General features: G+C 71.2%; 23 protein-coding genes. 14 read left to right on the forward strand and 9 right to left on the reverse strand.

Going from position 1 to position 24,985, the window contains the following annotated elements:
- Nucleotides 1-38 precede the first annotated feature (38 nt).
- Nucleotides 39-1,838 (reverse strand): aspartate--tRNA ligase, encoded by a 1,800-nt coding sequence (gene aspS, locus ACFC1J_RS17075; RefSeq protein ID WP_375908756.1) that lies wholly within the window; start codon nt 1,836-1,838, stop codon nt 39-41.
- 137 nt (nt 1,839-1,975) lie between these two features.
- On the opposite strand from aspS, the gene ACFC1J_RS17080 reads away from it, so the two are divergent.
- Entirely contained in the window at nt 1,976-2,371 is a 396-nt protein-coding gene (locus ACFC1J_RS17080; RefSeq protein WP_375908759.1) for a DUF5684 domain-containing protein, read from the forward strand.
- A gap of 4 nt (nt 2,372-2,375) precedes the next feature.
- Nucleotides 2,376-2,999, forward strand: coding sequence for a histidine phosphatase family protein (locus ACFC1J_RS17085; RefSeq protein ID WP_375908762.1), 624 nt, complete (start codon nt 2,376-2,378; stop codon nt 2,997-2,999).
- A 9-nt stretch (nt 3,000-3,008) separates the two neighbouring features.
- On the opposite strand, the gene ACFC1J_RS17090 is transcribed toward ACFC1J_RS17085, so the two are convergent.
- The 5 genes from ACFC1J_RS17090 to ACFC1J_RS17110 form a co-directional block, all read right to left on the reverse strand.
- The gene (locus tag ACFC1J_RS17090; protein WP_375908764.1) at nt 3,009-3,845 is read right to left on the reverse strand and encodes a hydrolase; all 837 of its coding nucleotides are present in this window, start codon (nt 3,843-3,845) and stop codon (nt 3,009-3,011) included.
- Nucleotides 3,846-3,849: 4 nt separating this feature from the next.
- Nucleotides 3,850-4,710, reverse strand: a complete 861-nt coding sequence (gene kynA / locus ACFC1J_RS17095) for a tryptophan 2,3-dioxygenase (protein ID WP_375908767.1) — start codon at nt 4,708-4,710, stop codon at nt 3,850-3,852.
- Between the two features lie 101 nt (nt 4,711-4,811).
- Nucleotides 4,812-5,627 (reverse strand): FadR/GntR family transcriptional regulator, encoded by an 816-nt coding sequence (locus ACFC1J_RS17100; RefSeq protein ID WP_375908770.1) that lies wholly within the window; start codon nt 5,625-5,627, stop codon nt 4,812-4,814.
- 67 nt (nt 5,628-5,694) lie between these two features.
- Complete coding sequence (locus ACFC1J_RS17105) at nt 5,695-7,158, reverse strand: APC family permease (protein ID WP_375908773.1); 1,464 nt, start codon at nt 7,156-7,158, stop codon at nt 5,695-5,697.
- Nucleotides 7,155-7,973 (reverse strand): carbon-nitrogen hydrolase family protein, encoded by an 819-nt coding sequence (locus ACFC1J_RS17110; protein WP_375908776.1) that lies wholly within the window; start codon nt 7,971-7,973, stop codon nt 7,155-7,157. Before ACFC1J_RS17110 ends, ACFC1J_RS17105 begins: the two co-directional genes overlap by 4 nt.
- Nucleotides 7,974-8,321: 348 nt before the next feature.
- Here ACFC1J_RS17110 and ACFC1J_RS17115 point away from each other — a divergent pair, with 348 nt between their 5' ends.
- A complete protein-coding gene (locus ACFC1J_RS17115) occupies nt 8,322-9,206 on the forward strand; it encodes an EamA family transporter (RefSeq protein WP_375908779.1) in 885 nt (294 codons plus the stop codon).
- 21 nt (nt 9,207-9,227) lie between these two features.
- On the opposite strand, the gene ACFC1J_RS17120 is transcribed toward ACFC1J_RS17115, so the two are convergent.
- Entirely contained in the window at nt 9,228-9,974 is a 747-nt protein-coding gene (locus ACFC1J_RS17120) for a GntR family transcriptional regulator (protein ID WP_375908782.1), read from the reverse strand.
- A 174-nt stretch (nt 9,975-10,148) separates the two neighbouring features.
- Between ACFC1J_RS17120 and ACFC1J_RS17125 the strand changes: the two genes are divergently transcribed.
- From ACFC1J_RS17125 to ACFC1J_RS17160, 8 genes are all read left to right on the forward strand, one after another.
- The gene (locus tag ACFC1J_RS17125) at nt 10,149-11,075 is read left to right on the forward strand and encodes a phosphate/phosphite/phosphonate ABC transporter substrate-binding protein (protein WP_375908785.1); all 927 of its coding nucleotides are present in this window, start codon (nt 10,149-10,151) and stop codon (nt 11,073-11,075) included.
- 176 nt (nt 11,076-11,251) lie between these two features.
- Nucleotides 11,252-12,112, forward strand: a complete 861-nt coding sequence (gene phnC / locus ACFC1J_RS17130; RefSeq protein WP_375908788.1) for a phosphonate ABC transporter ATP-binding protein — start codon at nt 11,252-11,254, stop codon at nt 12,110-12,112.
- Nucleotides 12,109-13,857, forward strand: a complete 1,749-nt coding sequence (gene phnE, locus ACFC1J_RS17135) for a phosphonate ABC transporter, permease protein PhnE (RefSeq protein ID WP_375908791.1) — start codon at nt 12,109-12,111, stop codon at nt 13,855-13,857. Before phnC ends, phnE begins: the two co-directional genes overlap by 4 nt.
- Nucleotides 13,854-15,107, forward strand: coding sequence for a TIGR03364 family FAD-dependent oxidoreductase (locus ACFC1J_RS17140; protein WP_375908794.1), 1,254 nt, complete (start codon nt 13,854-13,856; stop codon nt 15,105-15,107). The genes phnE and ACFC1J_RS17140 overlap by 4 nt, the downstream gene beginning before the upstream one ends.
- The gene (locus ACFC1J_RS17145) at nt 15,104-15,826 is read left to right on the forward strand and encodes a phosphonatase-like hydrolase (RefSeq protein ID WP_375908797.1); all 723 of its coding nucleotides are present in this window, start codon (nt 15,104-15,106) and stop codon (nt 15,824-15,826) included. Before ACFC1J_RS17140 ends, ACFC1J_RS17145 begins: the two co-directional genes overlap by 4 nt.
- A gap of 1 nt (nt 15,827) precedes the next feature.
- On the forward strand, nt 15,828-16,985 hold the full coding sequence (locus ACFC1J_RS17150) for an alcohol dehydrogenase catalytic domain-containing protein (RefSeq protein ID WP_375908800.1): 1,158 nt from the start codon (nt 15,828-15,830) through the stop codon (nt 16,983-16,985).
- A 154-nt stretch (nt 16,986-17,139) separates the two neighbouring features.
- Nucleotides 17,140-18,072: a DMT family transporter gene (locus ACFC1J_RS17155; RefSeq protein ID WP_375908803.1), complete on the forward strand. Its 933-nt coding sequence runs from the start codon at nt 17,140-17,142 to the stop codon at nt 18,070-18,072.
- 41 nt (nt 18,073-18,113) lie between these two features.
- The gene (locus ACFC1J_RS17160) at nt 18,114-19,154 is read left to right on the forward strand and encodes an NAD(P)H-dependent flavin oxidoreductase (protein WP_375908806.1); all 1,041 of its coding nucleotides are present in this window, start codon (nt 18,114-18,116) and stop codon (nt 19,152-19,154) included.
- 57 nt (nt 19,155-19,211) lie between these two features.
- Here ACFC1J_RS17160 and purU read toward each other — a convergent pair whose 3' ends face one another.
- Complete coding sequence (gene purU / locus ACFC1J_RS17165) at nt 19,212-20,063, reverse strand: formyltetrahydrofolate deformylase (RefSeq protein ID WP_375908809.1); 852 nt, start codon at nt 20,061-20,063, stop codon at nt 19,212-19,214.
- 307 nt (nt 20,064-20,370) lie between these two features.
- Here purU and ACFC1J_RS17170 point away from each other — a divergent pair, with 307 nt between their 5' ends.
- Nucleotides 20,371-20,847 carry a DoxX family protein gene (locus ACFC1J_RS17170; protein WP_375908812.1) on the forward strand — a complete coding sequence of 159 codons (477 nt, stop codon included), beginning with the start codon at nt 20,371-20,373 and terminating at the stop codon, nt 20,845-20,847.
- Nucleotides 20,848-20,937: 90 nt separating this feature from the next.
- Nucleotides 20,938-21,423 carry a glutaminase gene (locus tag ACFC1J_RS17175; protein WP_375908815.1) on the forward strand — a complete coding sequence of 162 codons (486 nt, stop codon included), beginning with the start codon at nt 20,938-20,940 and terminating at the stop codon, nt 21,421-21,423.
- Between the two features lie 144 nt (nt 21,424-21,567).
- On the opposite strand, the gene ACFC1J_RS17180 is transcribed toward ACFC1J_RS17175, so the two are convergent.
- Nucleotides 21,568-22,296: a GMP synthase gene (locus ACFC1J_RS17180; protein WP_375908818.1), complete on the reverse strand. Its 729-nt coding sequence runs from the start codon at nt 22,294-22,296 to the stop codon at nt 21,568-21,570.
- Between the two features lie 119 nt (nt 22,297-22,415).
- On the opposite strand from ACFC1J_RS17180, the gene ACFC1J_RS17185 reads away from it, so the two are divergent.
- Nucleotides 22,416-24,971, forward strand: a complete 2,556-nt coding sequence (locus ACFC1J_RS17185; protein ID WP_375908821.1) for an ATP-dependent Clp protease ATP-binding subunit — start codon at nt 22,416-22,418, stop codon at nt 24,969-24,971.
- Nucleotides 24,972-24,985 lie beyond the last annotated feature (14 nt).

Below are 24,985 nucleotides of genomic sequence, written 5' to 3' on the forward strand. Positions count from 1 at the left end.
ATCCGTCCGAGCGAAGCGCTCATCTCCGAGCGAAGCGATCAGGCCTCGACGGCCTCGAGCGCCTCGGCCGGCTCGGCGACCGCGTCGACGCCGGCCTCCTTGCGCTGCTCCGCGGTGATCGGGGCGGGCGCGGCGGTGAGCGGGTCGAAGCCGTTGCCGGTCTTCGGGAACGCGATGACCTCGCGGATCGACTCGGTCTTGGACAGGTGCTGCAGCACGCGGTCCATGCCGAGCGCGATGCCGCCGTGCGGCGGGGCGCCGAACTTGAACGCGTCGAGCAGGAAGCCGAACTGCTCCTGTGCGATGTCGTCGGAGAGGCCCATGACCTCGAAGACGCGCTTCTGGACGTCCTCGCGGTGGATGCGGATGGATCCGCCGCCGAGCTCGGAGCCGTTGCAGACGATGTCGTACGCGTAGGCGAGAGCGGATCCGGGGTCGGTGTCGAACGTGGCCTCGAACTCCGGCTTCGGGCCGGTGAAGGCGTGGTGCACGGCGGTCCAGGCGCCGGCGCCGACGGCGATGTCGCCCGAGGCGACGGCATCCGCGGCCGGCTCGAACATGGGGGCGTCGACGACCCAGGTGAAGGCGAACACGTCGGGGTCGAGCAGGCCCAGCCGACGACCGACCTCGACGCGGGCGGCGCCGAGGAGGGCGCGGGAGTCCTTCGCGGATCCCGCGGCGAAGAACGCGCAGTCGCCGGGCGCCGCTCCCACGAGCTCCGCAAGGCCCGCCTGCTCTGCCTCGCTGAGGTTCTTCGCGACGGGACCGCCGAGCGTGCCGTCCTCGTTGAACAGGACGTAGGCGAGACCGCGGGCGCCGCGCTGCTTGGCCCAGTCCTGCCAGGCGTCCAGCACCTTGCGGGGCTGCGAAGCACCGCCGGGCATGACGACCGCGCCGACGTAGTCCGCCTGGAAGACGCGGAACGTGGTCTCGGAGAAGTACTCGCTCGCCTCGACGAGCTCGAGCCCGAAGCGCAGGTCGGGCTTGTCGGAGCCGTACTTCGCCATCGCGTCGGCATAGGTCATCCGCGGCAGCGGGGTCTGCACCTCGACCCCGATGGTGGCCCACATCGCGCGGATGACGGCCTCCATCATCTCGATGACGTCCTCCTGGTCGACGAAGGACATCTCGATGTCGAGCTGGGTGAACTCGGGCTGACGGTCGGCGCGGAAGTCCTCGTCGCGGTAGCAGCGCGCGATCTGGAAGTACTTCTCCACACCGCCGACCATGAGCAGCTGCTTGAACAGCTGCGGGCTCTGCGGCAGGGCGTACCAGCTGCCCGGGTGCAGGCGCGCGGGCACGACGAAGTCGCGGGCGCCCTCCGGGGTGGACCGGGTCAGGGTCGGGGTCTCCACCTCGACGAACTCGCGCTCGTGCAGCACGTCGCGCAGGGCCTTGTAGACCTTCGAGCGCAGCTGCAGAGGGGCGATCGCGGCGGGGCGGCGCAGGTCGAGGTAGCGGTGCTTGAAGCGCACGTCCTCGCCGACCGGGTCGGTCTCGGCGAGGCCAGAGGAGACCTGGAACGGCAGCGGCGCCGACTCGTTCAGCACCACGACGTCCTGCGCCACGATCTCGATCTCGCCCGAGGGCAGGTTCGGGTTCTCGTTGCCGGCGGGACGGCGGGAGACCTCGCCCGTCACCTGCAGCACGAATTCGCTGCGCAGCGGATGCGCGATCTCCTCGTCGCGGATGACGACCTGGGCGATCCCTGATCCGTCCCGAAGATCGATGAAGGCCACTCCTCCGTGATCACGACGGCGATCGACCCACCCCGCAAGGGTGACGGTCTGACCGATGTGCTCGGCTCGCAGTGAGCCTGCCGTGTGGGTGCGAAGCACGGAATACGCCTCCAACTAGGGAAAAGGGAACTCCGCCATTCTACGGGGACGCGCGGAATCCCTCGTGGGCAGGACGAGTGCATCACTAGACTCGCGGCAGGCACCACCCATCGAACCGACCCTGGAAGGCGCTACACATGCACATCCTCCCCACCGAAGACCCGACCGACGCCGCAGGCAACATCTACTCCGCGCTGTTCAACGGCACCACGAGCGTCGTCGGGCTGATCTTCTACGTCATCGTCGTGATCGCGCTGTGGAAGGTCTTCACGAAGGCGGGCCACGCGGGCTGGCTCGCGCTCATCCCGATCGTGAACCTGATCTTCCTCATCAAGATCGCCGGCATGAGCGGCTGGTTCGTGCTGCTCTACCTGATCCCGATCGTCAACATCATCTTCGCGATCATCGTCGCGGTGAAGCTCGGCAAGAACTTCGGCAAGGGCGGGGTGTTCTCGTTCTTCCTGCTCTGGCTGTTCTCGTTCATCGGGTACTTCATCATCGGTTTCGGTTCCGCCCAGTACCGCCGCGTCTGATCGGATGGCGGCGGAGCGCCTGCACCTCGTCCGCCACGGCGAGGTCTTCAACCCTGGGCGGATCCTCTACGGACGCCTGCCCGGCTATCACCTGAGCGACGCCGGTCGGCGGATGGCGCAGGCCGCCGCCGACCACGTCGCCGCGATGGGCCGTCCTGTGACCGCGCTGCGGTGCTCGCCGCTCGAGCGCACGCAGGAATCGGCAGAGCCGTTCACCTCCGCCTTCGCGCTCGACGCGGTGCTCGACGAGCGCATCATCGAGCCGTGGAACGTGTTCGAAGGCACGCAGATGCGCCGCGCCCTGCTGAACCCGTGGAACTGGCGGCACCTGCGCCGGCCCTCCGTCCCGAGCTGGGGCGAGCCGTACTCCTCGGTCGCCGCGCGCATGCGCGACGCCATGGACGAGGCGTGGCACGAGGCCGCCGGCGGCGACGTGGTGTTCGTGTCGCACCAGGCGCCGATCTGGATCACGCACCTGTCGGTCGCGGGTCTGCCGTTGCGGCACGACCCGCGGACGCGCCGGTGCGCGCTGTCCAGCGTCACCTCGTTCGAGCGCGTCGGCGACGTGTGGCGGGAGGTGGCCTACGCGGAGCCGGCCGCGGCCGGGATCGATCTGGGCGCTGTCTGAGCCTGCCCGTCAGGGCACCGGCACCACGGGTTCCAGGCCGAACGGATCCGCGTCGCGCGCGGGCAGCAGGAACCGGCGCTCGGCGGTCGCGGCGACCGGGACGAGTGCGCGGATCAGTGCGGCCCCGCGCACGCCGGCCTCGCGCAGGGCCTCGACCTCGGCGGGGTTCAGGTCGGCCGGCTGATCGCCGTTGCCGAGATCGGTTCCGTAGCGGACCGTCCCGCCGTGCGCGTGGAAGCGGCGCAGGTTGTCCACGGCGATCGCACGGGCCTCGCCCTCGTGGATCGCGAGCGTCGAGATCCACGCGATCCGGCCGGCCTGGGCGGAGACCTCGGAATCGCTCAGCCGCTCGGTGAACGGGGTGTGCGCGAGCGCTCTGACTCCGAGTCGCGGCATGCGCTGCGCCTCACCGGGACCCTCCGCGTGCGCGACCACGGGCAGGCCGTGACGGTCGGCGATCCGCACGATCGTCTGCAGCAGGTCGTCGCTGAACACGGGCCCCGCTGCGCTGTTGCTGGCGACCTTGATGACGGAGGCGCCTGCGGCCTTCATCTCGGCGACGGCGGCCTCCGCCGCCTCGGCGTCGGAGACCTCGCGGAAGGATCCCTCGGGCGCCCAGCTCCGGTCGGAGGGGTACCCGCCGACCGGGGTCAGGAACGCGCCCGCGAAGGAGATCGCGATGCCCCCGGGCGGGTCCGCGGCGAGTGCTGCGATCGCCGCGGGAGCGGATCCGAGATCCAGCACGCGGCCCAGAAGCCCTCTCGAAAGCCGTTCCGGATCCACGAGCTGCAGATGCACGTGGTGGTCCGTGAACCCGCCGATCACCGTGCCGTCGGCCACGCTCACGCCGTCACTGTCCGATCTCGGTGCGTACCGCGTACAGCTCGGGGAAGAACGTCAGATCGAGAGCGCGCTGCAGGAAATCGACGCCACTGGATCCGCCCGTGCCGATCTTGCGCCCGATCGTCCTGGTCACCGTGCGCAGGTGCCGGAAGCGCCAGAACTGGAAGTTGTCCTCGACGTCGACGAGCTCCTCGCACGCCTCGTACAGGTCCCAGTGGTCGTGGGGGTTCTCGTAGATCTCGGTGAGCACGGGCACGAGCGAATCGTGCATCCGGTAGGGCTCGCGCACGTCCCGGTCGAGGACCTCCGCGGGGATCGGCAGGCCGCGGCGTGCGGCGAACCGCAGGAACTCGTCGTACAGCGTCGGGCGCTCGAGCTCCGCCGTGAGCATCGCCAGGTTCTCGGGGTGGGAGCGGAACACGCTCAGCATGCGCTCGTTCTTGTTGCCGAGCGCGAACTCGACGGCGCGGTACTGCACCGACTGGAAGCCCGAGGAGTTGCCGAGGTCGCCACGGAACTGCGCGTACTCGGTGGGCGTGAGCGTCGCCAGCACCGACCACTGCTGCGTGAGCACCTCCTGGATGTGCTTGACGCGCGCCATGTGCTTGAGGGCGGAACGCAGATCGTCTTCGGCGAGCCGGTCGCGCGCGGTGCCGAGCTCGTGCAGCACGAGCTTGAGCCACAGCTCTGTCGTCTGGTGCTGGATGATGAACAGCATCTCGTCGTGATGCTCCGGCACGCTGACCGGGTGCTGGGCGCCGAGGAGCCGATCCAGGTCGAGGTACGACCCGTAGGTCATCCGATCCTTCAGATCGGTGACGATGCCCTCTTCGAGCTCACGCTCGTTCGAGGTCCTGTTGTCCGGCACAGGGCGACCTCCTTGTCGTTGAACATGTCCAGTATTTCACCGGTGCATCGGAAGCGTCTGTGATCGGAGCTCGACGGGTTCCGCGAAGGCATGATCGTCGCTCAGCGGACATTCGACGACGGAGATCGCGGCATGGCGCCGGGCTCCGGACCCGATCGCTCATCAGACGCGCGCTGTTCCTGGCCGACGTACATCGACCGGTGGAGCTCGGCGACGTGGGCGCGCGCGAGCAGCGCGGCACGGCCGGAGTCTCGCCGCTCCAGCGCGTCCAGCAGGTGCACATGCTCTTCGTTCGAGGCGTGCAGGTAGGCGATCGGGTACGGGAGGAAATAGGCGTACAGCTCGCGCGAGATGCGGCGATGGAGTCGGGCGGCAGCAGGCATCCCCGCAGCGGAGGCGAGGAGGTCGTGGAAGCCGGCGTCCGCCTCACGGAACGTCGCCCAGTCCTGCGCCGCGTGCATGCGCCGGATCTCGTCGTGCATCGCCGTGAGCGAGGCGCCGTCGGGCGCGTGCGCCGCGACGGCCGCGAGCCCCGCCTCGAGCGCGGCCCGCTCGTCGATGAGGGCATGCACCCGCGCGCGGTCGGCCTGGTAAGCGGCCAGCGCGGCGGGGGCGCTTCCGCCCGGTTCTGCGGCGACGAATGTTCCGCCGGCCCGCCCGCGTGCGCTGCGCAGCACGCCCTTGGCGTTGAGGGAGCGGTAGGCGCGCCGCACGCTCGCGTCGCTCACCCCCAGCGCGGTGGACGCGACCGCGGGTGGCGGCAGCCGGTCCCCGGGCATGAGGAGGCCGAGCTGCACGGCGAGGACGATCCGCGCCTCGACCGCGTCCACCGCGCTGATCCTCCGGATCGCCGACAGCGGGAGCGCGTCAAGGTTGACCAGGGCGGGATCGCCTCCCGCGGACTGTTGCCGTCCCATCCGCCGAGTCTATTCCGACCGGAGGGCGTGCCGCCGGTCGGAAGATCCCCGACCGGCGGGCCACGCACTACACGCCCGGCGCAGGGGCATCCGCCGGCGGCGTCGGCGGCGTGTCGCCGCTGCCCAGGGTGAACCGCCCGCCGAGAGCCACGCCGAGGAGGAACGCGACGGCAGGCACGACGGCCAGGGCGATGCTCACCCCCGGGGTTCCCCCGGTCACGAGGGTGAAGTTGGACAGGACCAGCCAGAGGCTGAGGAGCAGCCCGACGGTCGCGGCCACCGGGGCGACTCGCGTGGTGAACGTGCGACCGCGGGCGGCTTCCGGTCTGCGCGCGAAGAAGACGACGACGGCGATCGAGGTGGCCAGCATCAGGAGCACCATTCCGACGGTGGCGACGCCGGCCATGGATCCGAAGACCCCGACGAGCGGATCGAGGCCCACGATCACCAGGAGCGCGAGCACGAGGAACGCGGTGATGCTCTGGAGTACGGATGACCTCGACGGCGCGGAATGGCGGGCGTGGCGACGACCGAGAGCTGCCGGGAGGACCCCTTTGTTCGCGAGCGTGAACTGGTATCGCGCGATCACGTTGTGGAACGACAGCACGCACGCGAAGAGGCTGGTGATGAGCAGTACCTGCATGACGTCGCGCAGGACCGGACCCAGATAGGTCCCGGCGGTGTCGAGGAGGAAGTTGCCCTCGCCGGCAAGAGTCTTCTGCGCGACGGCCACGGCGTCTCCCGCACCGACGCCCGTGATGAGGGCCCAGCACGAGATCGCGTAGAAGGAGCCGATGATGATCACCGCGAGGTAGGTGGCTCGAGGGATCGTGCGCTCGGGGTCGCGCGCCTCGTCGCGGAACACGGCGGTGGCCTCGAACCCGATGAAGCCCGTCAGCGCGAACAGGACGGCGACCCCGATGCCGGGGGTGAAGACGTTCTCCGGCGCGAAGGTCTCCAGGACGAGCCCGTGCCGGCCGCCCTGTCCGAAGACGACCACGTCCAGCACGACGACCACGGCGATCTCCAGGACGAGAGCGACGCCGAGCACGCGCGCGCTGAGCTCGATATGGCGATACCCCAGGAACGCCACGATCGTGAGGGCCGCGAACGAGTAGAGCGGCCACCATAGGGCGGGGCCGCCGAACGTGGTGACGAGGTCGTTGGCGGCCCAGCCGAGGTATCCGTACACGCCCACCTGGATCGCGGTGTAGGCCACGAGGGCCGTGAACGCGGTGCCGAGACCGGCGCGGGAGCCGAGCCCCGTGGCCACATAGGAGAAGAACGCGCCGGCCTCGCGGACGTGCGGCGTCATCGTGACGAAGCCCACCGAGAAGATCAGCAGCACCAGCGCGGCGATGAGGAAGCCGACGGGCGCGCCGACCCCGTTGCCGACGCCGACGGCGAGCGGGACGTTGCCGCCGATGACGGTGAGCGGAGCGGCGGCCGCGATCACCATGAAGACGATGGATCCGGTCCCGAGCTGGCCGCTGAGGCGATCCGGATGCGGGGCGGTGCGGGTTTCAGTCATGAGGACGCTTTCGTAAGGGGGGACGTCGGAGAGGGGGAGTAGAGCTCCGCGCGGGCGTCCGCGAGGTAGGGATTCCGCTCCTGCGCGGCGGTGACCTCCGCGGGGTCGATCCGTGCGAGGAGCAGGGCGGGATCCGAGGCGTTCCCCGCCGCGAGCACGTCTCCGGACGGGGCGACGATGCTGCTCCGCCCGACATATCGCAGCTCGCCCTCCTGGCCGATCCGATCTGCGTAGGCGAGGTAGATCTGGTTCTCCCAGGCCCGCACCCGGATCAGATGCTCGGGGACGAACGCGAACGGCTCCATCTGCGCGGTGGGGACGAGGAGCAGCTCCGTGCCGGCGCGGGCGGCGGCGCGGACGGCCTCCGGGAACTCGACGTCGTAGCAGATCAGGAACGACACCATCACTCCGCAGATCTCGACGGGCGCATCCGGGAGGGCCGCCCCCGGCGCGAACATGCAACGGTCGAGACTGCCGAACAGATGCGTCTTGTCGTACCGCGCGCGGACGCGGCCGTCCTCGTCGAGCAGGACCACCGAGTTGGTCGTGCCGCTGTGGAGCGGAAGGGGCAGGCCTGCTGCGATGCGGATCCGGCGGCGCGCCGCGATGTCGCCGACGCGCTCGGCCAGCGGCAGTCGCGCGTGTACGCCGGCGCGATCCCCGATGTTGTATCCGGTGACGAACATCTCGGGCGTCAGGAGGAGGTCCGCGCCGGCGGTCGCCGCCCGCTCCGCGTACTCGTCCAGGGTGCGGAGGTTGGCGTCCACGTCATCTCCATGGCCGCCGTGCTGAAGGACTGCGAGGGTCAAGGGCACTGCGATTCCTTCCGGAGGCCAACAAAAAGGGTCAGATTGATCACATTAATGTGTTTACGATACCGATGCTGCTTCGTGTGCGCCAGAGCCATTTCCTGTCCGGCCCTGTCCTGCCGGAGAGCCGTCCTGCCGAAGAGCGCGCGGGCTCCGGAGTATCCGTGGTCTCGTCGCGGGGACGTGGGCGGTGCGTGCGGTTAGGCTGAGGTTCGACAGCGCCTAGGGTTCCGGGGTCCGCCCGACTGGTCCGAGCGGCGCCACGTCGGGCCTTCGTGGGCCTGGCGTCATCTGAACGGACAAAAGCCTGGAGGAACCACGTCCGTCGCGCCCGCGGCGGACCGAAGGTTCCCCGTGTCGTTTCTCGCATTCGTCCTCGTCTTCTCCGCCGCCGTCGCGCACGCGGGCTGGAACGTGCTCGCGCACGGCATCAGCCGTGCGGGGCTCCCGTTCCTCTGGTGGGGCGCGGTCGCCAGTACCGTGATCTGGATCGGCGCGGTGCCGTTCACCGGCGGCCTCGGATCGGGCGATATCGGCGGCTTCGTGCTCGGCGTGCTCGTCTCGAGCGTGCTCCACGTGGCCTACATGGCCGTCCTGCAGCACGGCTATCGCGTCGGCAACCTGTCCACGGTCTACGCGACCGCACGCGGTACCGGCCCGTTCCTGTCGGTCATCATCGCGATGCTGCTGTTCGGCGAGCGTCCCTCACTCCTCGCGCTGGTCGGGGTGGCGGTGGTCATCCTCGGGATCGTCGCGATCGGCTTCGTGGATCGGGTGGGGGCCGTGCGCCTCGACACCGGCGCCGGCGGTCGGCGGCGGATCGATCCTGGGCTGCTGTTCGGCGTGCTCACCGGCGTCGCGATCGCGCTCTACACGATCTGGGACGCGTTCGTCGTGCGCTCGTTCTCGATCTCCCCTGTCGCGTTCATGGTCGGCACCGCCGGTATGCAAGCGGTCTACTACACGGCCGCGATGCGTCGCCGGTGGCCCGCCGCCGCAGCGCTGTGGCGCGCCGAGTGGCGCCGGATCGTGGCCTTCGGGGTCCTCTCGCCGTTGTCGTACATCCTCGTGCTGCAGGCGATCACGATCGCCCCCGTCGCGCTCGTCGCGCCGCTGCGCGAGGTGAGCGTGGTGCTGGTCAGCCTGTTCGGCGCGCTCGTGCTGCGCGAGGGCCGCCCGGTCTGGCGGGTCGGCGCCGCGGCCGTCGTCGTCGCCGGGATCGCGCTTCTCGCGGTGTGACGAACGGGTCCGCAACCGCCCTCAGCCGCCCACCGCGCGGAGGTACTGGCCGTCGGGGGAGATGCCGGAACCGGACACCGTGAAGCGCACGATGCTGGAGAGGTAGCGGTCCTCGCTCGCCTCGAACACGCGGCCGTCGGCGCCGCGCGAGGTGCGGCTGAGGCGCAGGATCGGGGTGCCCTGCGGCACCTGCAGCAGCGTCGCGTCCTGCTCATCGGCGGCGACCGCGTCGATCTCGTGCTGCAGGCCCACGATCGGATGGCCCTGCGAGCCCAGGAACTCGGTGATCGAGATCGCATCGGTGTCGACCGCGAACAGCAGGCGGCCCACCTCCTCGGTGTAGAACAGCCGCTCGAGCATCGTGGGACGGTCGTCGAGGAAGCGCAGCCGGACGACGCTCACGATCGTGTCGCCGGGATCCACGCCGAGCGCCTGCGCCTTCTCGGTTCCCGCGCGTCGCAGGCTCAGCTCCTGGGTGCGCGCGCCGGGGCGGGCGCCCAGCTCGCGGGCCCAGCGCGTGAACGGCACGGACACGTCGACGGCCTGGGTGGCCTTGCGCTCGACGACGCGCGCGGGGCGCCCTCGGGCGGTTTCGATGAGGCCCTCGGCGCGGAGGGCGGCGAGCGCGTTGCGGATCGGGCCGCGCGAGGTGCTCCAGCGTTCCGCGAGCTCGGCCTCGGTCGGCACCGCGTCTCCTGGACGCAACCGTCCCGCGGTGATCAGGGCGCGCAGATCGTCGGCGATCTGGGTGTAGACAACCTCGGGCACATAGGCATACTACTTCGTTGCGCCGGTCGGGCGCACCCCCGTTCCTATGGTGTTCATTCAAGAGAATCGCGGGTGAACAGTCGGGGAACAGTGCCGAGTTAGGTATACATCTCGACCGCGGGCTTGAGAGAGTCTTCGAGGATTCCCTCCGCACCTGAAACCCGAAAGGTCCTCATGAAGCTTCGCGCTCTCACCGTCGCGGCCGGCGCCGCCGTGCTCGCCCTCGGCCTGGCCGCGTGTTCCGGCACCGCCGGCGCCGCCACCGGCACCGACGCGCCCGCTGCCGCGAACGGCGGCTACGCCGTCGACGCGAACACCCTCGTCTTCGGTGTCGTGCCCGACTCGGTCGACACCCAGACCAACTACCAGCCGCTCATGGACTACCTCGCCAGCCAGACCGGCAAGAAGGTCGAGTACCACGAGTCGACCGACTACGCCGCGCTCATCGAGGCCGCGGTCGCCGGCAAGGTCGACGTCGCCTCGTTCTCCGGCTTCACGTACATCACCGCCACCAACGCCGGCGCCAAGCTGACCCCGATCTCCTCGATCGTCACCAAGCAGGGCCAGGAGCCGGGCTACTACTCCGAGGCGATCGTGCCGAAGGGATCCTCGATCACCTCCATCAAGGACTTCAAGGGCAAGAAGGTCTGCTTCGTCGACCCGTCCTCGACCTCGGGCTACCTGTTCCCGAGCTACAACCTGCTCAAGGACGACATCGACCCGAAGACGGGCGTCTCGCCGGTCTTCGCGGGCAAGCACGACGTGAGCGTGCAGAAGGTCGGCGAGGGCAAGGAGTGCGAGGCGGGCTTCGCCGAGGACAGCGAGGTCGCCAAGAGCGACAAGGTCACCGTCGTCGACAAGACGATGGTCCCCGGCGCCCCGCTGGTCTACAACTCGGCCCTGCCGAAGGAGACCGCCGACAAGGTCGTGACCGCGCTCAAGGAGATCACGATCGACGACATCGTGAAGTCGGGCGTCAAGAACGCGGACAGCGATGCGTTCAAGGCGACCTTCTACGCGACCAAGCCGGTCGACGACAAGTACTACGACATCATCCGCGACATCTGCGACAAGACCAAGGCCGATCAGTGCAAGAAGTGATCTGACCGATCACGTTCCCGAACGGGGTCGTTGAGCGAGCGCCCTTCGTCTCGTCGCTGCGCTCCTCGCTCAGGGACCGGCACACACGTCGGTTCCTGAGCGAGCGCAGCGAGACGAAGGACGATCGCCGTTCCGGCGTCCTCACTCAACGACCCCAGAGCCAGGAGCACGCCATCATGAGCACCGCCACCACCCCCGCCGTGGCCGAGCCGGTCATCCGCCTCGCCGGCGTCACGAAGCAGTTCGGCGCGACCACCGCCCTCAGGGGTGCGGACCTCGAGGTCGCGCGCGGCGAGATCGTCGTGCTGCTCGGGCTCTCCGGATCCGGCAAGTCGACCCTGCTTCGGCACCTCGACGGACTGGAGACGCCGACCTCGGGCAGCATCGAGGTGCTCGGATCCTCCGTCCCGGCGCTCAAGGGCAAAGCGCTCCGCAGTCTCCGCAGCCGGGTCGGCTTCATCTTCCAGCAGTTCGAGCTGGTGCCGTCGCTCACCGTGCTGGAGAACGTGCTGACCGGATCGCTCTCGTCTGTGCGCGGCCCGCGTCTCGGCCTCTGGGGCTATTCGAAGGATGCGAAGCTGCGCGCCCTCGGCCACCTCGAGCGCGTGGGTCTGCTCGACCGCGCCTACCAGCGCAGCGACACCCTCTCCGGCGGCCAGCAGCAGCGCGTGGCCATCGCCCGCGCGCTCATGCAGCGCCCCGAGATCCTGCTCGCCGACGAGCCCGTCGCTTCGCTCGACCCCGAGTCGAGCGACCAGGTCATGGCGCTCATCCGCGAGATCGCGGCCGACCAGGGCCTGACGGTGGTGTGCAGCCTGCATCAGGTCGACCTCGCGATCAGCTGGGCCGATCGCATCGTGGGCCTCCGTCACGGCGAGGTCGTGCTGAACACCTCCACGACCGGCCTCAGCAAGGCCGAGGTCATGGAGATCTACGGCCGGGTCGCCACGACCACCGCCGACCTCACCGCGGTGACCACAGAGCTCATCGAGCAGGGGATCGCGACGCCCGCCGCGCCCTCGGGGGCGCGCTCGTGACCGTCGTCGCAGCTCCCCGTCGCGAGGGCTACGTCGGCGGCCTCCTGTCGCGCGCGCCGAAGCGCCGGGTGTCGCCGGAGCGCATCGCGGCCTCGCTCACGCTCATCGTGCTGGTCGGGCTCGGCATCGCCTCGCTCGTGCAGAGCGGCTTCTCGCTCGCCGGCGTCTTCCAGAGCTGGGGCAACGCGCAGCGCTTCATGACCCGCGTGGGCGCGCTCACCTTCCCCGCGCCGCTCGACCTGCTCTGGCTGATCGCGCTCACCGTGGGCCTGGTGCTGGTCGGCACGCTCGTCGCCGCCGCGCTCTCGGTGCCGATCGCCTACCTCGCCGCCGCGAACACCACGCCGGGTCCCGTCTGGCGTGGGATCGCCCGGTTCATCGGCGTGCTCACCCGCTCGATCCCCGACGTCGTGCTGGCCATGGCGTTCGTGCTCATGTTCTCGCTCGGCACGCTGCCCGGCATCCTCGCGATCGGGATCCACTCGATCGGCATGATCTCCAAGATGTTCGCCGACGCGATCGAGCAGATCGACGAGGGCCCGCGTCTCGCGATCCGCGCCGCAGGCGGCACGAAGCTGCAGCAGTTCACCGCGGGCGTGCTGCCCCAGGTGCTGCCCAGCTGGGTCGCGACCGTGCTGCACCGCAACGACATCAACCTGCGCGGGAGCGTCGTGCTCGGCTACGTCGGCGTCGCGGGGCTGGGCCTCGAGATGTCCTACGCGTTCAAGGCGCTCAACTACGGACGAGGCCTCGGGATCGCCCTGGTGATCTTCGTGCTCTGCGTCGTGATGGAGATCGTCTCGAGCGCCGTGCGCGGCGCGATGCTCGGTGAGACCGCGCAGACGCGGTCGTGGATGGACCGGATCCTGCATCCGCGTCTCCGCCGCGGCGGCGAGGCGGAGAGCGGCGCCGCGACCGTCGCCGCTGCCGCGAAGCCGGCCTGGGCGGCGTCCCCCGCCGCGGCCGTGCGCCGCCCGTGGACGCGCGAACGCCGTCGCAACACGATCGCCGGCTGGGCCGCCGTCGCGATCGTGATCGGCAGCCTCATCGTGTGCCAGATCCAGTGGAGCGATCTGATCACGGTGTGGGCGAAGATCCCCGAGACCGCGGCGAAGTTCTGGCCGCCGAGCTTCGGCAACTACGACGCCTCCGTCATGTTCGGCGCCATGCGGGACACGATCGCGATCGCGCTCGCTGCCACCGTGCTGACCCTGCTGCCCTCGCTGCTGCTCGGGTCCTTCGCCGCCCGCAACGTCGCCCCGAACGGCACGGTGCGCGGCATCGCCCGGTTCCTGCTCGTCGGGATCCGCGGCATCCCGGAGCTCATCCTCGCGATCGTGCTCATCGTGGTCACCGGCCTCGGTCCGACCGCGGGCATCGTGGCCCTCGCGATCGGCGGCATCGGGCTGCTCGGCAAGCTCGTCGCCGACTCGTTCGAGGAGGTCGACCGCGGGCCGGAGCGCGCGCTCCGCGCGGTCGGCGCGACGCGGGCCCAGACCTACGCGTCGGCGACCGTGCCGCAGGGCACGCGCGCGCTCATCGGGCACAGCTTCTACATGCTCGACACGAACATCCGGGCGGCGACGATCCTCGGCATCGTCGGCGGCGGCGGCGTGGGCTACTACCTGCTGAACGCCGGACAGGGCTCGCGCTACGAGGTGGTCACGGCGATCGTGCTGATGATCCTCGCCACGGTGCTCGTGGTCGAGGGGCTCGCGATGTGGATGCGGAGGGTCTTCCGATGACGCTCTCCTCCCCGGACCGGTTCGACGTCGCGGTCGTCGGATCCGGCATCGTCGGCCTCGGCGCGGCGTATGCGGCCGTGCGCCGCGGGCTGCGCGTCGTGGTCGTGGACCGCACCGACCGGCCGGTGGGTGCGACGATCCGCAACTTCGGCCACCTCTGCATCGGTGCGCAGGACGGTCCCGCCCGCGCCTACGGCGAGGCGTCGCGTGGGATCTGGCTCCGCCTCGCGGCGGACGCCGGGTTCTGGGCGCGCGAGAGCGGCACGCTCGTCGTGGCGAGGGCGGAGGACGAGCGGACGCTCCTGGAGGAGGCCGCCCGGGCCGAGAGCGATGAGGACGGCGGGATCCGCCTGCTCTCGCCCGCCGAGGTCACGGATCTCGCCCCGGTGCGCCCGGAGGTCGTGCACGGCGGAGCGCTCGTTCCCGGCGACCTGCAGGTGAATCCGCGGGAGGCCGCCGGCGCGATCGTGCGGCATCTGGCCGCGCTCGGCGTCGAGTTCCGCTTCCGCACCGCGGCCACAGAGGTGGGGACGGGGTTTGTGCGCACCACCCGTGGCGATATCGCGGCGAGCGACGTGGTCGTGGCCGTGAACCACGACGTCGACCAGCTGCTGCCCGAAGCCGCCGAGCGGGCGGGCGTGATCCGCTGCGCGCTGGACATGATGCGCGTCTCGGCCGATCTGCCTTCTCCGCTGCGGGCGCCCCTGCTCACCGGCTGGTCGCTCGTGCGCTACCGCCGGTTCGCCGGTCTCGGCACCGCGACGGCGCTCCGGGAGCGGCTGCACGCCGAACGCCCGGAGCTGGCCGCGCTCGACCTGAACCAGATGTACACGCAGCTGCCCGACGGGACGCTGCTGCTCGGCGACTCGCACCACAAGGCCATGCAGCCGGATCCGTTCCAGCCCGAGGCCGCGTTCGACGCGTTCCTCGCCGAGGCCCGCGAGCTCTTCGAGGTGGGCGGCCTGCGTGTGCTCGAGCGCTGGCAGGGCGTGTACGCGGCCGCCGGCGAGGAGTTCCTCATCGAGGAGGTCGCCCCGCGTGTGCTCGCGCTCGCCGCGACCACCGGCATCGGCATGACCACGGGGCTCGGCCTCGCCGAGATCGAGACCGCCCGCGTCTTCGGCTGGGGTGGATCCGGATCCCCGGACGCCGAATCCTCAGCCGGGGACGGGACAGAGACAACCGCCATCGTCGGCGGCGCAGGAACGACCGCCACCGTCGGCGGCATCGCACAGGAGGAGAACGCATGAACCCGCACACCCCGATCGAACTGGTCGTGCTCGACATGGCAGGGACCACCGTGCTCGACGACGGCATCGTGGAACAGGCGTTCCAGCGTGCGGCGGAGCGCACCGGCGTGGCCGCGCGGATCGGCGGGGACGAGGCACTGCAGTACGTGCGCGACACCATGGGGCAGTCCAAGATCGACGTCTTCACGCACCTCGCCGACGGCGACGTCGAGGCCGCGGAGCGCGCCACGGCGCAGTTCGAGGCCGCCTACGCCGCGATCGTGGCCGAGCAGGGCGCGACCGAGATCCCTGGCGCGGCCGACGCCATCCGCGCGTTGCGGGACGCGGGCCTGAAGGTCTGGCTGACCACCGGGTTCGCCCCGGTCACCCGCGATGCGCTCCTGGACGCGCTGGACTGGCACGATCTCGTCGACGGCGTGCTCTCGCCGATGGACGCGGGCCGCGGACGCCCCGCCCCCGACCTCGTGCTCACCGCGCTGCTGCGCGCCGGTGCCTCGTCGGTGCAGGCGGTCGCGGTCGCCGGGGACACGGTCAGCGACGTGCAGTCCGGCCGTCGCGCCGGAGCCGGTTTCGTGGCCGGGGTGCTGAGCGGCGCGCATGATGCCGTCGCGCTCGAGACCGCCGGTCCCGATGCCGTGCTGCCCGACGTCACCGCCCTCCTCGGCGCGCTCGCCGATCGCGGACTCGTCCCGGCTCTCGCACCGATCGCGGCCGACTGAGATGCGCGCGGCGCTGGTCCGCCCCGCAGAAGAGGTGCACCGGCACGATGTGCCGCTGCGGCCGGCCGCCGTCGCGATGGCGTGGCTCGGCGTCGGGCTCCCGCACGAGGTGCTCGCCGTGCCCGGCGTCGCCCTCGCCCCGCACGACGTGTTGGTCGCCGTGGAGATGTCGACGATCTGCGGATCCGACATCCACACGGTGCAGGGCCGCAGGCATGCGCCGACGCCGCTCGTGCTCGGGCACGAGAGCGTGGGTCGGATCATCGCGATCGGGGACGGGGGCGCACGCGCCGTCGACGGCGCGGCACTGCACATCGGCGACCGGGTGGTCTGGTCGGTGACGGTCTCGTGCGGGCACTGCGACCGCTGCCTCGCGGGACGCACGCAGAAGTGCCGGCAGCTCGCGAAGTACGGGCACGCGCGCATCGAACCGCGGTGGGAGCTCACCGGCGGCTTCGCCGGACACGTGCATCTGCGCGCCGGCACCGGGATCGTGCGCGTGCCGGAGGCGCTTCCGGCCGCCGCGCTCGCGCCGGTCTCGTGCGCCACGGCGACGGCCTGGGCCGGCATCGCGCGCGGGGCCGCGCTGCGGGGCCGTGCGGTGCCGGATCCGTCTCCGTCCGCGGGGGAGGACGCGGAGGTGCTCGCCTGCGAGCGCGTGCTCGTGCTCGGCGCGGGGCTCGTCGGGCTGACCGCTGCGGTGATCGCGGCGGAGCTGGGCGGGCGCGTGCAGATCGCGGATCCCGACCCGGCCCGGCGTGCGTTCGCCGAGCGGTTCGCGCTCACCGCGATCAGCCCGGACGACGTCGCGGAGGAGGGGTTCGACCTGGTGATCGAGGCCTCGGGACACGCCGTGCGCGCGGCGCTGGACGCCGTCGACGTGGGTGGCGCCGTGGTGCTGCTGGGCAGCGTGTTCCCCGCGGATCCGGTGCCGCTCGATGCCGAGCGCATCGTCCGGGGACTCGTGAGCGTGGCGGGTGTGCACAACTACACCGGGGCAGAGCTGCATGCCGCGGCCGCCTTCATGGCGGGCCGCGGACGCGCGCATCCGTTCGCCGACGCCGTGGGCGCCGTGCATCCGCTCGCCGCGGTGGACGCCGCCCTCGTGCAGGCGGCCGCTCCCGGGGCGCCTCTGCGGGTCGGGCTCACCCCGCGCTGAGGGCGCGGGTAACCGTGTCCCACTTCATGCCCGCCATGTCCCACTTTGCGCCCCACCATGTCCCGATTCCGGCGGGCAATCCGCCTCGAAGTCAGCCAGAATCGGGACATGGCCGGTGGCCACACGTTCACCCGAGCCATGCCAGGCTGGAGGGGTGAACTCTCAGGAACCGCGGCAGCAGCCGGCTCTCGGCGTGCTGCTGGTTGTCGGATCCTGCCTGTCGCTGCCGTTCGGCGCGGCCGTTGCGACGACGATCTTCCCGGAGCTCGGGTCCTGGGGCGTCACCGGACTGCGCGTGCTCATCGCCGCGATCGTGGTGCTCCTCATCGCGCGCCCGCGCCTCGGGCGGTGGAACCGTGCGCAGTGGACCGCTGCGATCCTCTTCGGCGTCTCGATCGCCGCGATGAACGGCACCTACTACGCCGCGATCGACCGGATCCCCCTGGGGCCCGCGGTCGCGATCGAGTTCCTCGGACCGCTCGTGCTGGCCGCGGTGCTCACCCGGCGCCTCGCCGATGCCGTCTGGGTGGGGATCGCCTTGCTCGGCATGGCGCTGCTCGGGGTCGATGGGCTCACGGGCGCGGAGGCGCTGGATCCCTGGGGCGTGCTGTTCGCGCTCATCGCTGCAGGGTTCTGGATCATGTACATCCGGATGAGCACCCGCGTCGGCGCGCTCACGACGGGAACCGAGGGCCTGGCGGTCGCGCTCGCCGTGGCCGCGGTGCTGCTGCTGCCCTTCGGCGTGCCCGCCGCGGTCACCGCGGTCGCGGACCCGCGCGTCCTGGGGCTCGCCGCGCTCACGGCCCTGCTCGCCTCGGTGATCCCGTACATCCTCGAGCTCGCGGCGCTCCGCCGCCTGCCGCAGCGGGTGTTCGGGATCCTCCTCAGCCTCGAGCCGGTCTTCGCGACGATCGCGGGGCTGCTCGTGCTCGGGCAGCACGCCTCGCCGGTGCGGCTCGCCGCGATCGCGCTGGTCGTGATCGCGAGCATCGGCGTCACGGCGGGCGCGCGTCGTCGTCGCGGCGCCCGCCCCGATGAGGAGCCGCCTTCGCCGCTGACCGGATCCATCTCCGTCGTCCCCGACTGAGCGTCATCCCCGAATGACCGTCGGGGCGTAGCCTCGGGATCATGAGCTCGCTGACCGATCTCCTCGACATCCGCACCCCCGTCGTCCTCGGGCCCTTCGGCGGGCTCAGCTCGATTCCGCTCGTCGCCGCGGTGAGCGCGGCCGGAGGGCTCGGGTCCTACGGGCTCTACGGCTACGACGCGGAGCGGATCCGCGCGACCGTTGCCGGGATCAGAGCCGCGACGCGCCGTCCGTTCGGACTCAACATCTGGCTGCCCCGGGGCGACGAGGTCGAGCCCGGCGCCGAGCACGACGAATACGCGGCGGCCCTCGCCCCGTTCTTCGCCGAGGTGGGCGCCGAGGTTCCGGCCCGCCCCGAGGCATATCTGCCCCCGCTCGACGAGCAGCTCGCTGCGGTCATCGAGGCCGCGCCGGCCGTGCTGAGCGTCGTCTTCGGGGTGCCGTCGGCCTCGCTCGTCGACGACGCGCACCGCAGGGGGATCAACGTGATCGGCACCGCGACGACGGTGGCCGAGGCGCAGGCCCTCGCGGAGGGCGGGGTGGATGCGATCGTCGCGACCGGTGCCGAGGCCGCGGGCCACCGGGTGTCGTTCCTGCGGCCGGCGGAGGACTCGGTCGTCGGCCTGTTCTCGCTGCTGCCGCAGGTCGTCGACGCGGTCGACGTGCCGGTGATCGCCGCGGGCGGGATCTCGGACCGGCGCGGGGTCGCCGCCGCGTTCGCGCTCGGCGCGCAGGGCGTGCAGGTGGGCACGGCCTTCCTCGGCACGGCGGAGTCGGCGGCCACCGAGGCGCACAGGGCGGCGATCCGCGCGACGCCCGCCGAGGGCGCCGTGCTCACGCGGGCCATGAGCGGCCGGCTCGCGCGCGGCGCCCGCAACCGCGTGGTCGCCGAGATCGAAGCAGCCGGATCCATCGCGCCGTTCCCGGCGCAGAACTGGATCACCGGACGCTTCCGCGCCCCCGCAGGACAGCAGAACAAGGGCGAGCTGCAGTCGCTGTGGCTCGGTCAGTCGGCGCCGCTGGCCCACTACGAGACCGCGGCGGAGGCGTTCGCCGAGCTGGCGGCGGGAGTGCCCGCCTGAGCTCCCCCTCTGCCGAGAGCCGCTCGGAAACGGTCCCGTCAGAGGACGACGGTCTGATCAGAGGATGACGGTCGAGCGGCCGTGCACGATGACGCGGTCGTCGGCGTGCCACTGCACGGCCCGCGCGAGCACCAGGCGCTCTACGTCGGCGCCACGGCTCTGCAGCTCCGAGGCCGACTCGGCGTGCGTGACGCGCGTGACATCCTGCTCGATGATCGGGCCCTCGTCGAGGTCCGCCGTCGCGTAGTGCGCCGTGGCGCCGATGAGCTTCACGCCGCGGTCCTTGGCCCTCGCGTACGGATTCGCGCCGATGAAGGCCGGCAGGAACGAGTGGTGGATGTTGATCACCGGAGCGCCGAGGCCCTCGATGAAGTCATCGGTGAGGATCTGCATGTAGCGCGCGAGGACGACCAGATCCACGTTGCCCTGCAGCAGCTCGAGCTGGCGCCGCTCCATCTCGGCCTTGTCTCCGGACGGGATGTGCACGAACGGCACCCCGAACGAGCGCACCGACTCCGCCAGATCCGGGTGGTTCGAGACCACCATGGTGACGTCGATGTCGAGCTGACCCCGCTGCGTGCGCCAGAGCAGCTCCATGAGGCAGTGGTCGTACTTGGACACGAAGATCGCCACGCGCTTGCGCTTGGACGCGTCGTGCAGCGACCACTCCATGCCGAAGCGCTCCGCGACCGCGGCCAGGTCCGCCTCGAGCGCGGGACGCGCGGCGGAAAGCCCGTCGCGGTGGAGCACCGTGCGCTGGAAGAAGCGCCCGCCGGCGGCGTCGGTGGAGTGCTGGTCGAGCGAGATGATGTTCGCCCCGTGCGCGGCGAGCACTCCGGCCACGGCGGCGACGATCCCTGGCTGATCGTCGCAGGCGATGAGCAGTCGTGCGGTGTCGGGCTGCGCCATGACAGGTCTCCTTGCAAGCGGGGTGTCCGTCGATTCTGCCGCGCCCCGGCGCGCGAGGCGAATCGTCGACAGTCGGAACCGAACCGATCCGAAGGCGCGCCGGGCGCGGCTCGGCCGCCACCACCGCGATGTCCGGCAGATCAGACGGGGAGCGCGCGCGGAGTTGCCCAGGCGTGCAGGAGATTTGCGCCTGCGCGCAGAGGGACGGACCGCTCATTGATCGGCAGGTGTTCCTCCGTCGATGCTGTGGTCACCTCCGATATGCGGACTCCGTCCATCAACGATGATGAGAGAGGTCGTCTCGACCATGAACGCCAGAACTTCCGCCTGGACTGATGTCGCGCTCCTGCTCCTGCGGCTCGGTCTGCTCATCGATTTCTTCGTCCATGGCGCGCAGAAGCTCTTCGGAGCATTCGGCGGAGGAGGTGTGGCCGGGACAGGCGCGTTCTTGGCGTCGCTCGGAGCGAACCCCGGTCCGATGTGGGCGCTGTTTGTCGGGTTGGCGGAATTCGGGGGTGCGATCGGCCTCGGCCTCGGCCTCTTCACTCGCTGGGCCGCCGCGGCCATCGCAATCGACATGGCCGGTGCGATCGCGCTGTACAACGGGCCGCACGGCTTCTTCGCCGAGACGGCCACCGGGGGATGGGAGATCAACATGCTCATCATCGCGATGTGCCTCGCGCTCGTGCTCGCCGGCGCGGGAAGGCTCTCCCTCGATGCCGTGCTGTTCCAGGGCTGGCAGAGAAGGCGTGCCGTTCGGCCGACGAACGCACAGCCGAGCTGAGCCTCCGACCAAGCCTCTCGGGCCGGTTCTGGCCTTGCTTCCGTTGCGCGGGAGGGCGGGGTCGGCGTCGCGCGGGCATAGCCTGGATCCGTGACCTCCTCCGAACCGCATGCCCCCCTAGCGGTGCTCCTGGACGGGGCGCGCGATGCCCTCGCCGGGCTGCCGCAGGAGGCGCTCGGGCGCGAGAAGACCTCGCGATGGCGGGCGCCGCGCATCGTGCGCGCCGGATCCGCCTGGCATGTCGGCGCGCTCCTGATCGCGGATGACGCCGTGTTCGCCACGGCCGAGGTGCTGCGCGCCGCCGCGCCGGTGCGCCGGGGTTACGCGGCGGAATCGGCGCGTGCCAGGGCCGAGCGCCGGGCGGAGGCCTCGCGCGGCGGCTTCGCCGACGGCGAGACGGTGCACGTCGGGTGGACCCCGATCGACGTCGCCGCCGTGTCGGCCGGCGGCTCGTCCGGTCCGCTCACCCTCGTGGACGGCATCCCGTCGGTGCGCTGGTCCGCATCCGGCGCCCCGATGCCCCTCTCCTCCTACCTCGACGACCGGATCGCCCTCCTGCGCGCCGCCCACCCCTGACGCGCCCACCCCTGACGCGCCCGTCCCTGATCCGCCCCCCTTGTCCGCGAGACTCCATCTCCGCGACGAGACTGCACGCCAGACGCGCAGTCTCGTCGCCCAGTGGGAGTCTCGCGGTCAGTGGATCCTGCGGGGGCAGCGGGGTCAGCGGGTCAGGGCGCGCTCGCCGAAGCGGTGCAGGATGCGGGCCGGCTCGGTCACGACGGATCCGAGCACGGCCTCCTGCACCGTGTGGAACGCGTCCGGGTCGAAGTATCCGGTGGTGCGGTAGAACACCATCCGGTCGGCGAAGTCGCGCGGGGACGGCTCGGGGTGGAACTGCGTCGCGTACAGATCGGCGCCCACGCGGTACGCCTGCACGGGGCAGGTGTCGTTGCCGGCGAGCAGCACGGCCCCGGGCGGCACCTCGGCCGAGCCCTCCTTGTGCGCCGTGAAGGCGTGGAACACGGTTCCTGCGGGACCGAACAGCGGATCCGCCGCGGCGTCCGTCGTGCAGCGGATCTCGGCCGCGGTCGCCTCCTCCGGGGTGTCCATGCCGACCTCGCCGCCGAGGAGGCGCGTGACCACGCCGATCCCGAAGCAGGTGAAGAACGCGGTCGTGGCGCCGTCGATCGCGCGCTCGGCGATCCGCTCCAGATCCGCCTCGACGCGGCGCTGCGTCTCGGACTTGCGGACATCGGTGACGTTGAACGGGGAGCCGCCGATCACGAGGCCGGCGTAGCGGTCGAAGACATCCTCGGGCAGCGCCCTGGTGGTGAGGTCGATGCGGTCGAGTGCGTCGGCGTCGACGCCGAGGGCGACACGGAAGGATGCGCGCTCCGCCGTCGCCGCATCCAGCTCAGGGCGCACGCCGACATACAGAAGCGAGGCCATCCCTGGATTCTAGGCGAGCGGCGGCGGCGGTCGAAGTCCGATGCAATGGTCGGGAATATCCGTCGAACCCGCACGCGTTGAAGTTGACAGCACAACGCTCAAGTTTGAGAGGAAGCGAAATGCCCAACGACTTCACCGATGCGGGTTCGGGCTCGTTCGACGAGTTCCTCGCCCGCTACCTCGCCGGTGAGCAGGCCCGGCAGACCCGGTCGATCGACCTCAGCCGGTTCCTCACCGTGCGCACCCAGCGCATCCTGCAACGCGCCGGCCGCTTCGCGCTCGAGCGCGGCCAGACCGAGCTCGACGCGCTCCACGTCCTCCGCACGATCGTCGAGGACGACGCGGTCGACCAGGCGATCCGCAACATCGGGGTGACCCCGCGGGCGATCGTCGACGCCGTCGACACCCGTCTGCCCGCTCCGGGCGAGCCCTCCGACGTCGATGCCGCGACCATCACACCGAGCGCCAGCCGCGCGCTGTTCCACGCCTACCAGGTGGCGCGCTCGTCGGGTGCGACCTACATCGAGCCGGAGCACGTGTTCTTCGCGCTCGTGCTCGGGCAGGACGCCCCCGCGGGGCAGATCCTCGCCCGCGCCGGCGTCACCGCCGAGGCCCTGACCCAGGGTCTGCGCGAGCCCATGCCCACGGGCACGGCCCAGGACCAGGACGCGGTGGCATCGTCCGGATCCGAGACGCCGATGCTCGACCAGTTCGGTCTCGACCTCACGGCGCGTGCGCGCGAGGGCGCGCTCGACCCCGTGATCGGCCGCGCCTCCGAGATCGAGCAGACCATCGAGATCCTCAGCCGCCGCACCAAGAACAACCCGGTGCTGATCGGCGAGGCCGGCGTCGGCAAGACCGCGATCGTCGAGGGCCTGGCCCGCGCGATCGTCGACGGCGCCGTGCCCGCGCAGCTCAAGGACCGCCGTGTCGTGGCCCTCGACCTGCCGGCGATGCTCGCGGGCACCCGCTACCGTGGCGACTTCGAGGAGCGTCTGACCAAGACCATGGACGAGATCGCCGCGCACAAGGGCGAGATCATCGTCTTCATCGACGAGGTGCACACGGTCGTCGGCGCGGGCGGATCCGGGGAGGGCGGCGGCATGGACGCCGGCAACATCCTGAAGCCGCGCCTCGCGCGGGGCGACCTGCACCTGGTCGGCGCGACCACGCTCGCCGAGTACCGCCGGATCGAGAAGGATCCGGCCCTCGAGCGCCGCTTCCAGCCCGTGAAGGTCGCCGAGCCCTCGATCGAGGACGCGGTGCGCATCCTCGAAGGGCTCAAGCCCGCGTACGAGCAGCACCACGTGGTCGCCTACACCGACGACGCGATCCGTGCCGCCGTCGAGCTGAGCGCGCGGTACCTGCCCGACCGGGTGCTGCCGGACAAGGCGATCGACCTCATCGACCAGGCCGGTGCGCGGCTGCGGCTGCGTCTCGGCATCGTGACCGACGTGGCGGCGCTGTTCGCGGAGCTCGCCGACCTCGAGGCGCGCAAGAACGCCGCGGTCGGCGCCGAGCATTATGAGGAGGCCTCGCGGATCCGCGACGAGATCGCCGCGGTGCAGGCCCGGATCGACGACGCCGGCGCCACCGCGAGCCGGGCGGACGCCGAGCCCGCGGTCGTCGGGGAGTCGGAGATCGCCGCGGTGATCGCGCGCGCGACCGGGATCCCGGTCAGCCGCGTCTCCGAGAGCGAGCGCGAGCGCCTGGCGGACCTCGAGTCCGACCTGCACGCCCGCGTGATCGGGCAGGACGACGCGGTCGCCGCCGTGGCGCGGGCCGTGCGCCGCAGCCGCACCGGCATGGGCGACGCCCGTCGGCCCGTCGGATCCTTCCTGTTCCTCGGTCCGACCGGCGTCGGCAAGACCGAGCTGGCGAAGGCGCTCGCCGACCGCCTGTCCGACGACGAGACGGCCGTCATCCGCTTCGACATGAGCGAGTTCGGTGAGCGGCACACGGTGTCGCGGCTCGTCGGCGCCCCTCCGGGATACGTCGGCTACGACGAGGCGGGGCAGCTGACCGAGCGCGTACGGCGCAACCCCTACGCGATCGTGCTGTTCGACGAGATCGAGAAGGCGCACCCCGACGTGTTCAACCTGCTGCTGCAGGTGCTCGACGACGGCCGCCTCACCGACGGTCAGGGGCGCACGGTCGACTTCCGCAACACGGTGATCGTGATGACGTCGAACATCGGGTCCGAGTTCCTCGCATCGCGCTCCGGTGCGCTCGGTTTCGTCGCCTCGCAGGACGGGTCCGCCAACGGGTTCGCCTCGCAGGAGGACCTGCGGGCGCGGGTGATGGGCAAGCTCCGTGAGGCCATGCGGCCGGAGTTCCTGAACCGCATCGACGAGATCGTGCTGTTCCAGAAGCTCAGCCGCGACGAGCTGGGCCGCATCGTGCGGCTCCTGCTGCAGGCCACGTCTCGGCGCCTTGCGGGCCGCGACGTGACGCTGGACGTCACCGACGCGGCCGTGGCGTGGCTCGGCGAGCACGGCTACGAGCCGGAGTACGGGGCGCGACCGCTGCGCCGCCTGATCCAGCGCGAGGTGGACGACCGCATCGCGGATCTGTTCGTCTCGGGCGAGCTGGGCGACGGCGGGCGCGTGGTCGTGGACGCGTCCGGCGACGTGCTGCGCGTCACCGCGACCGCGGAGATGGCGCAGGCGGCCTGACCCCACCGGCCGTC

Origin of the sequence: Microbacterium sp. NPDC056052 (assembly GCF_042266785.1) — a bacterium.
In the GTDB taxonomy this organism is placed as follows: domain Bacteria; phylum Actinomycetota; class Actinomycetes; order Actinomycetales; family Microbacteriaceae; genus Microbacterium.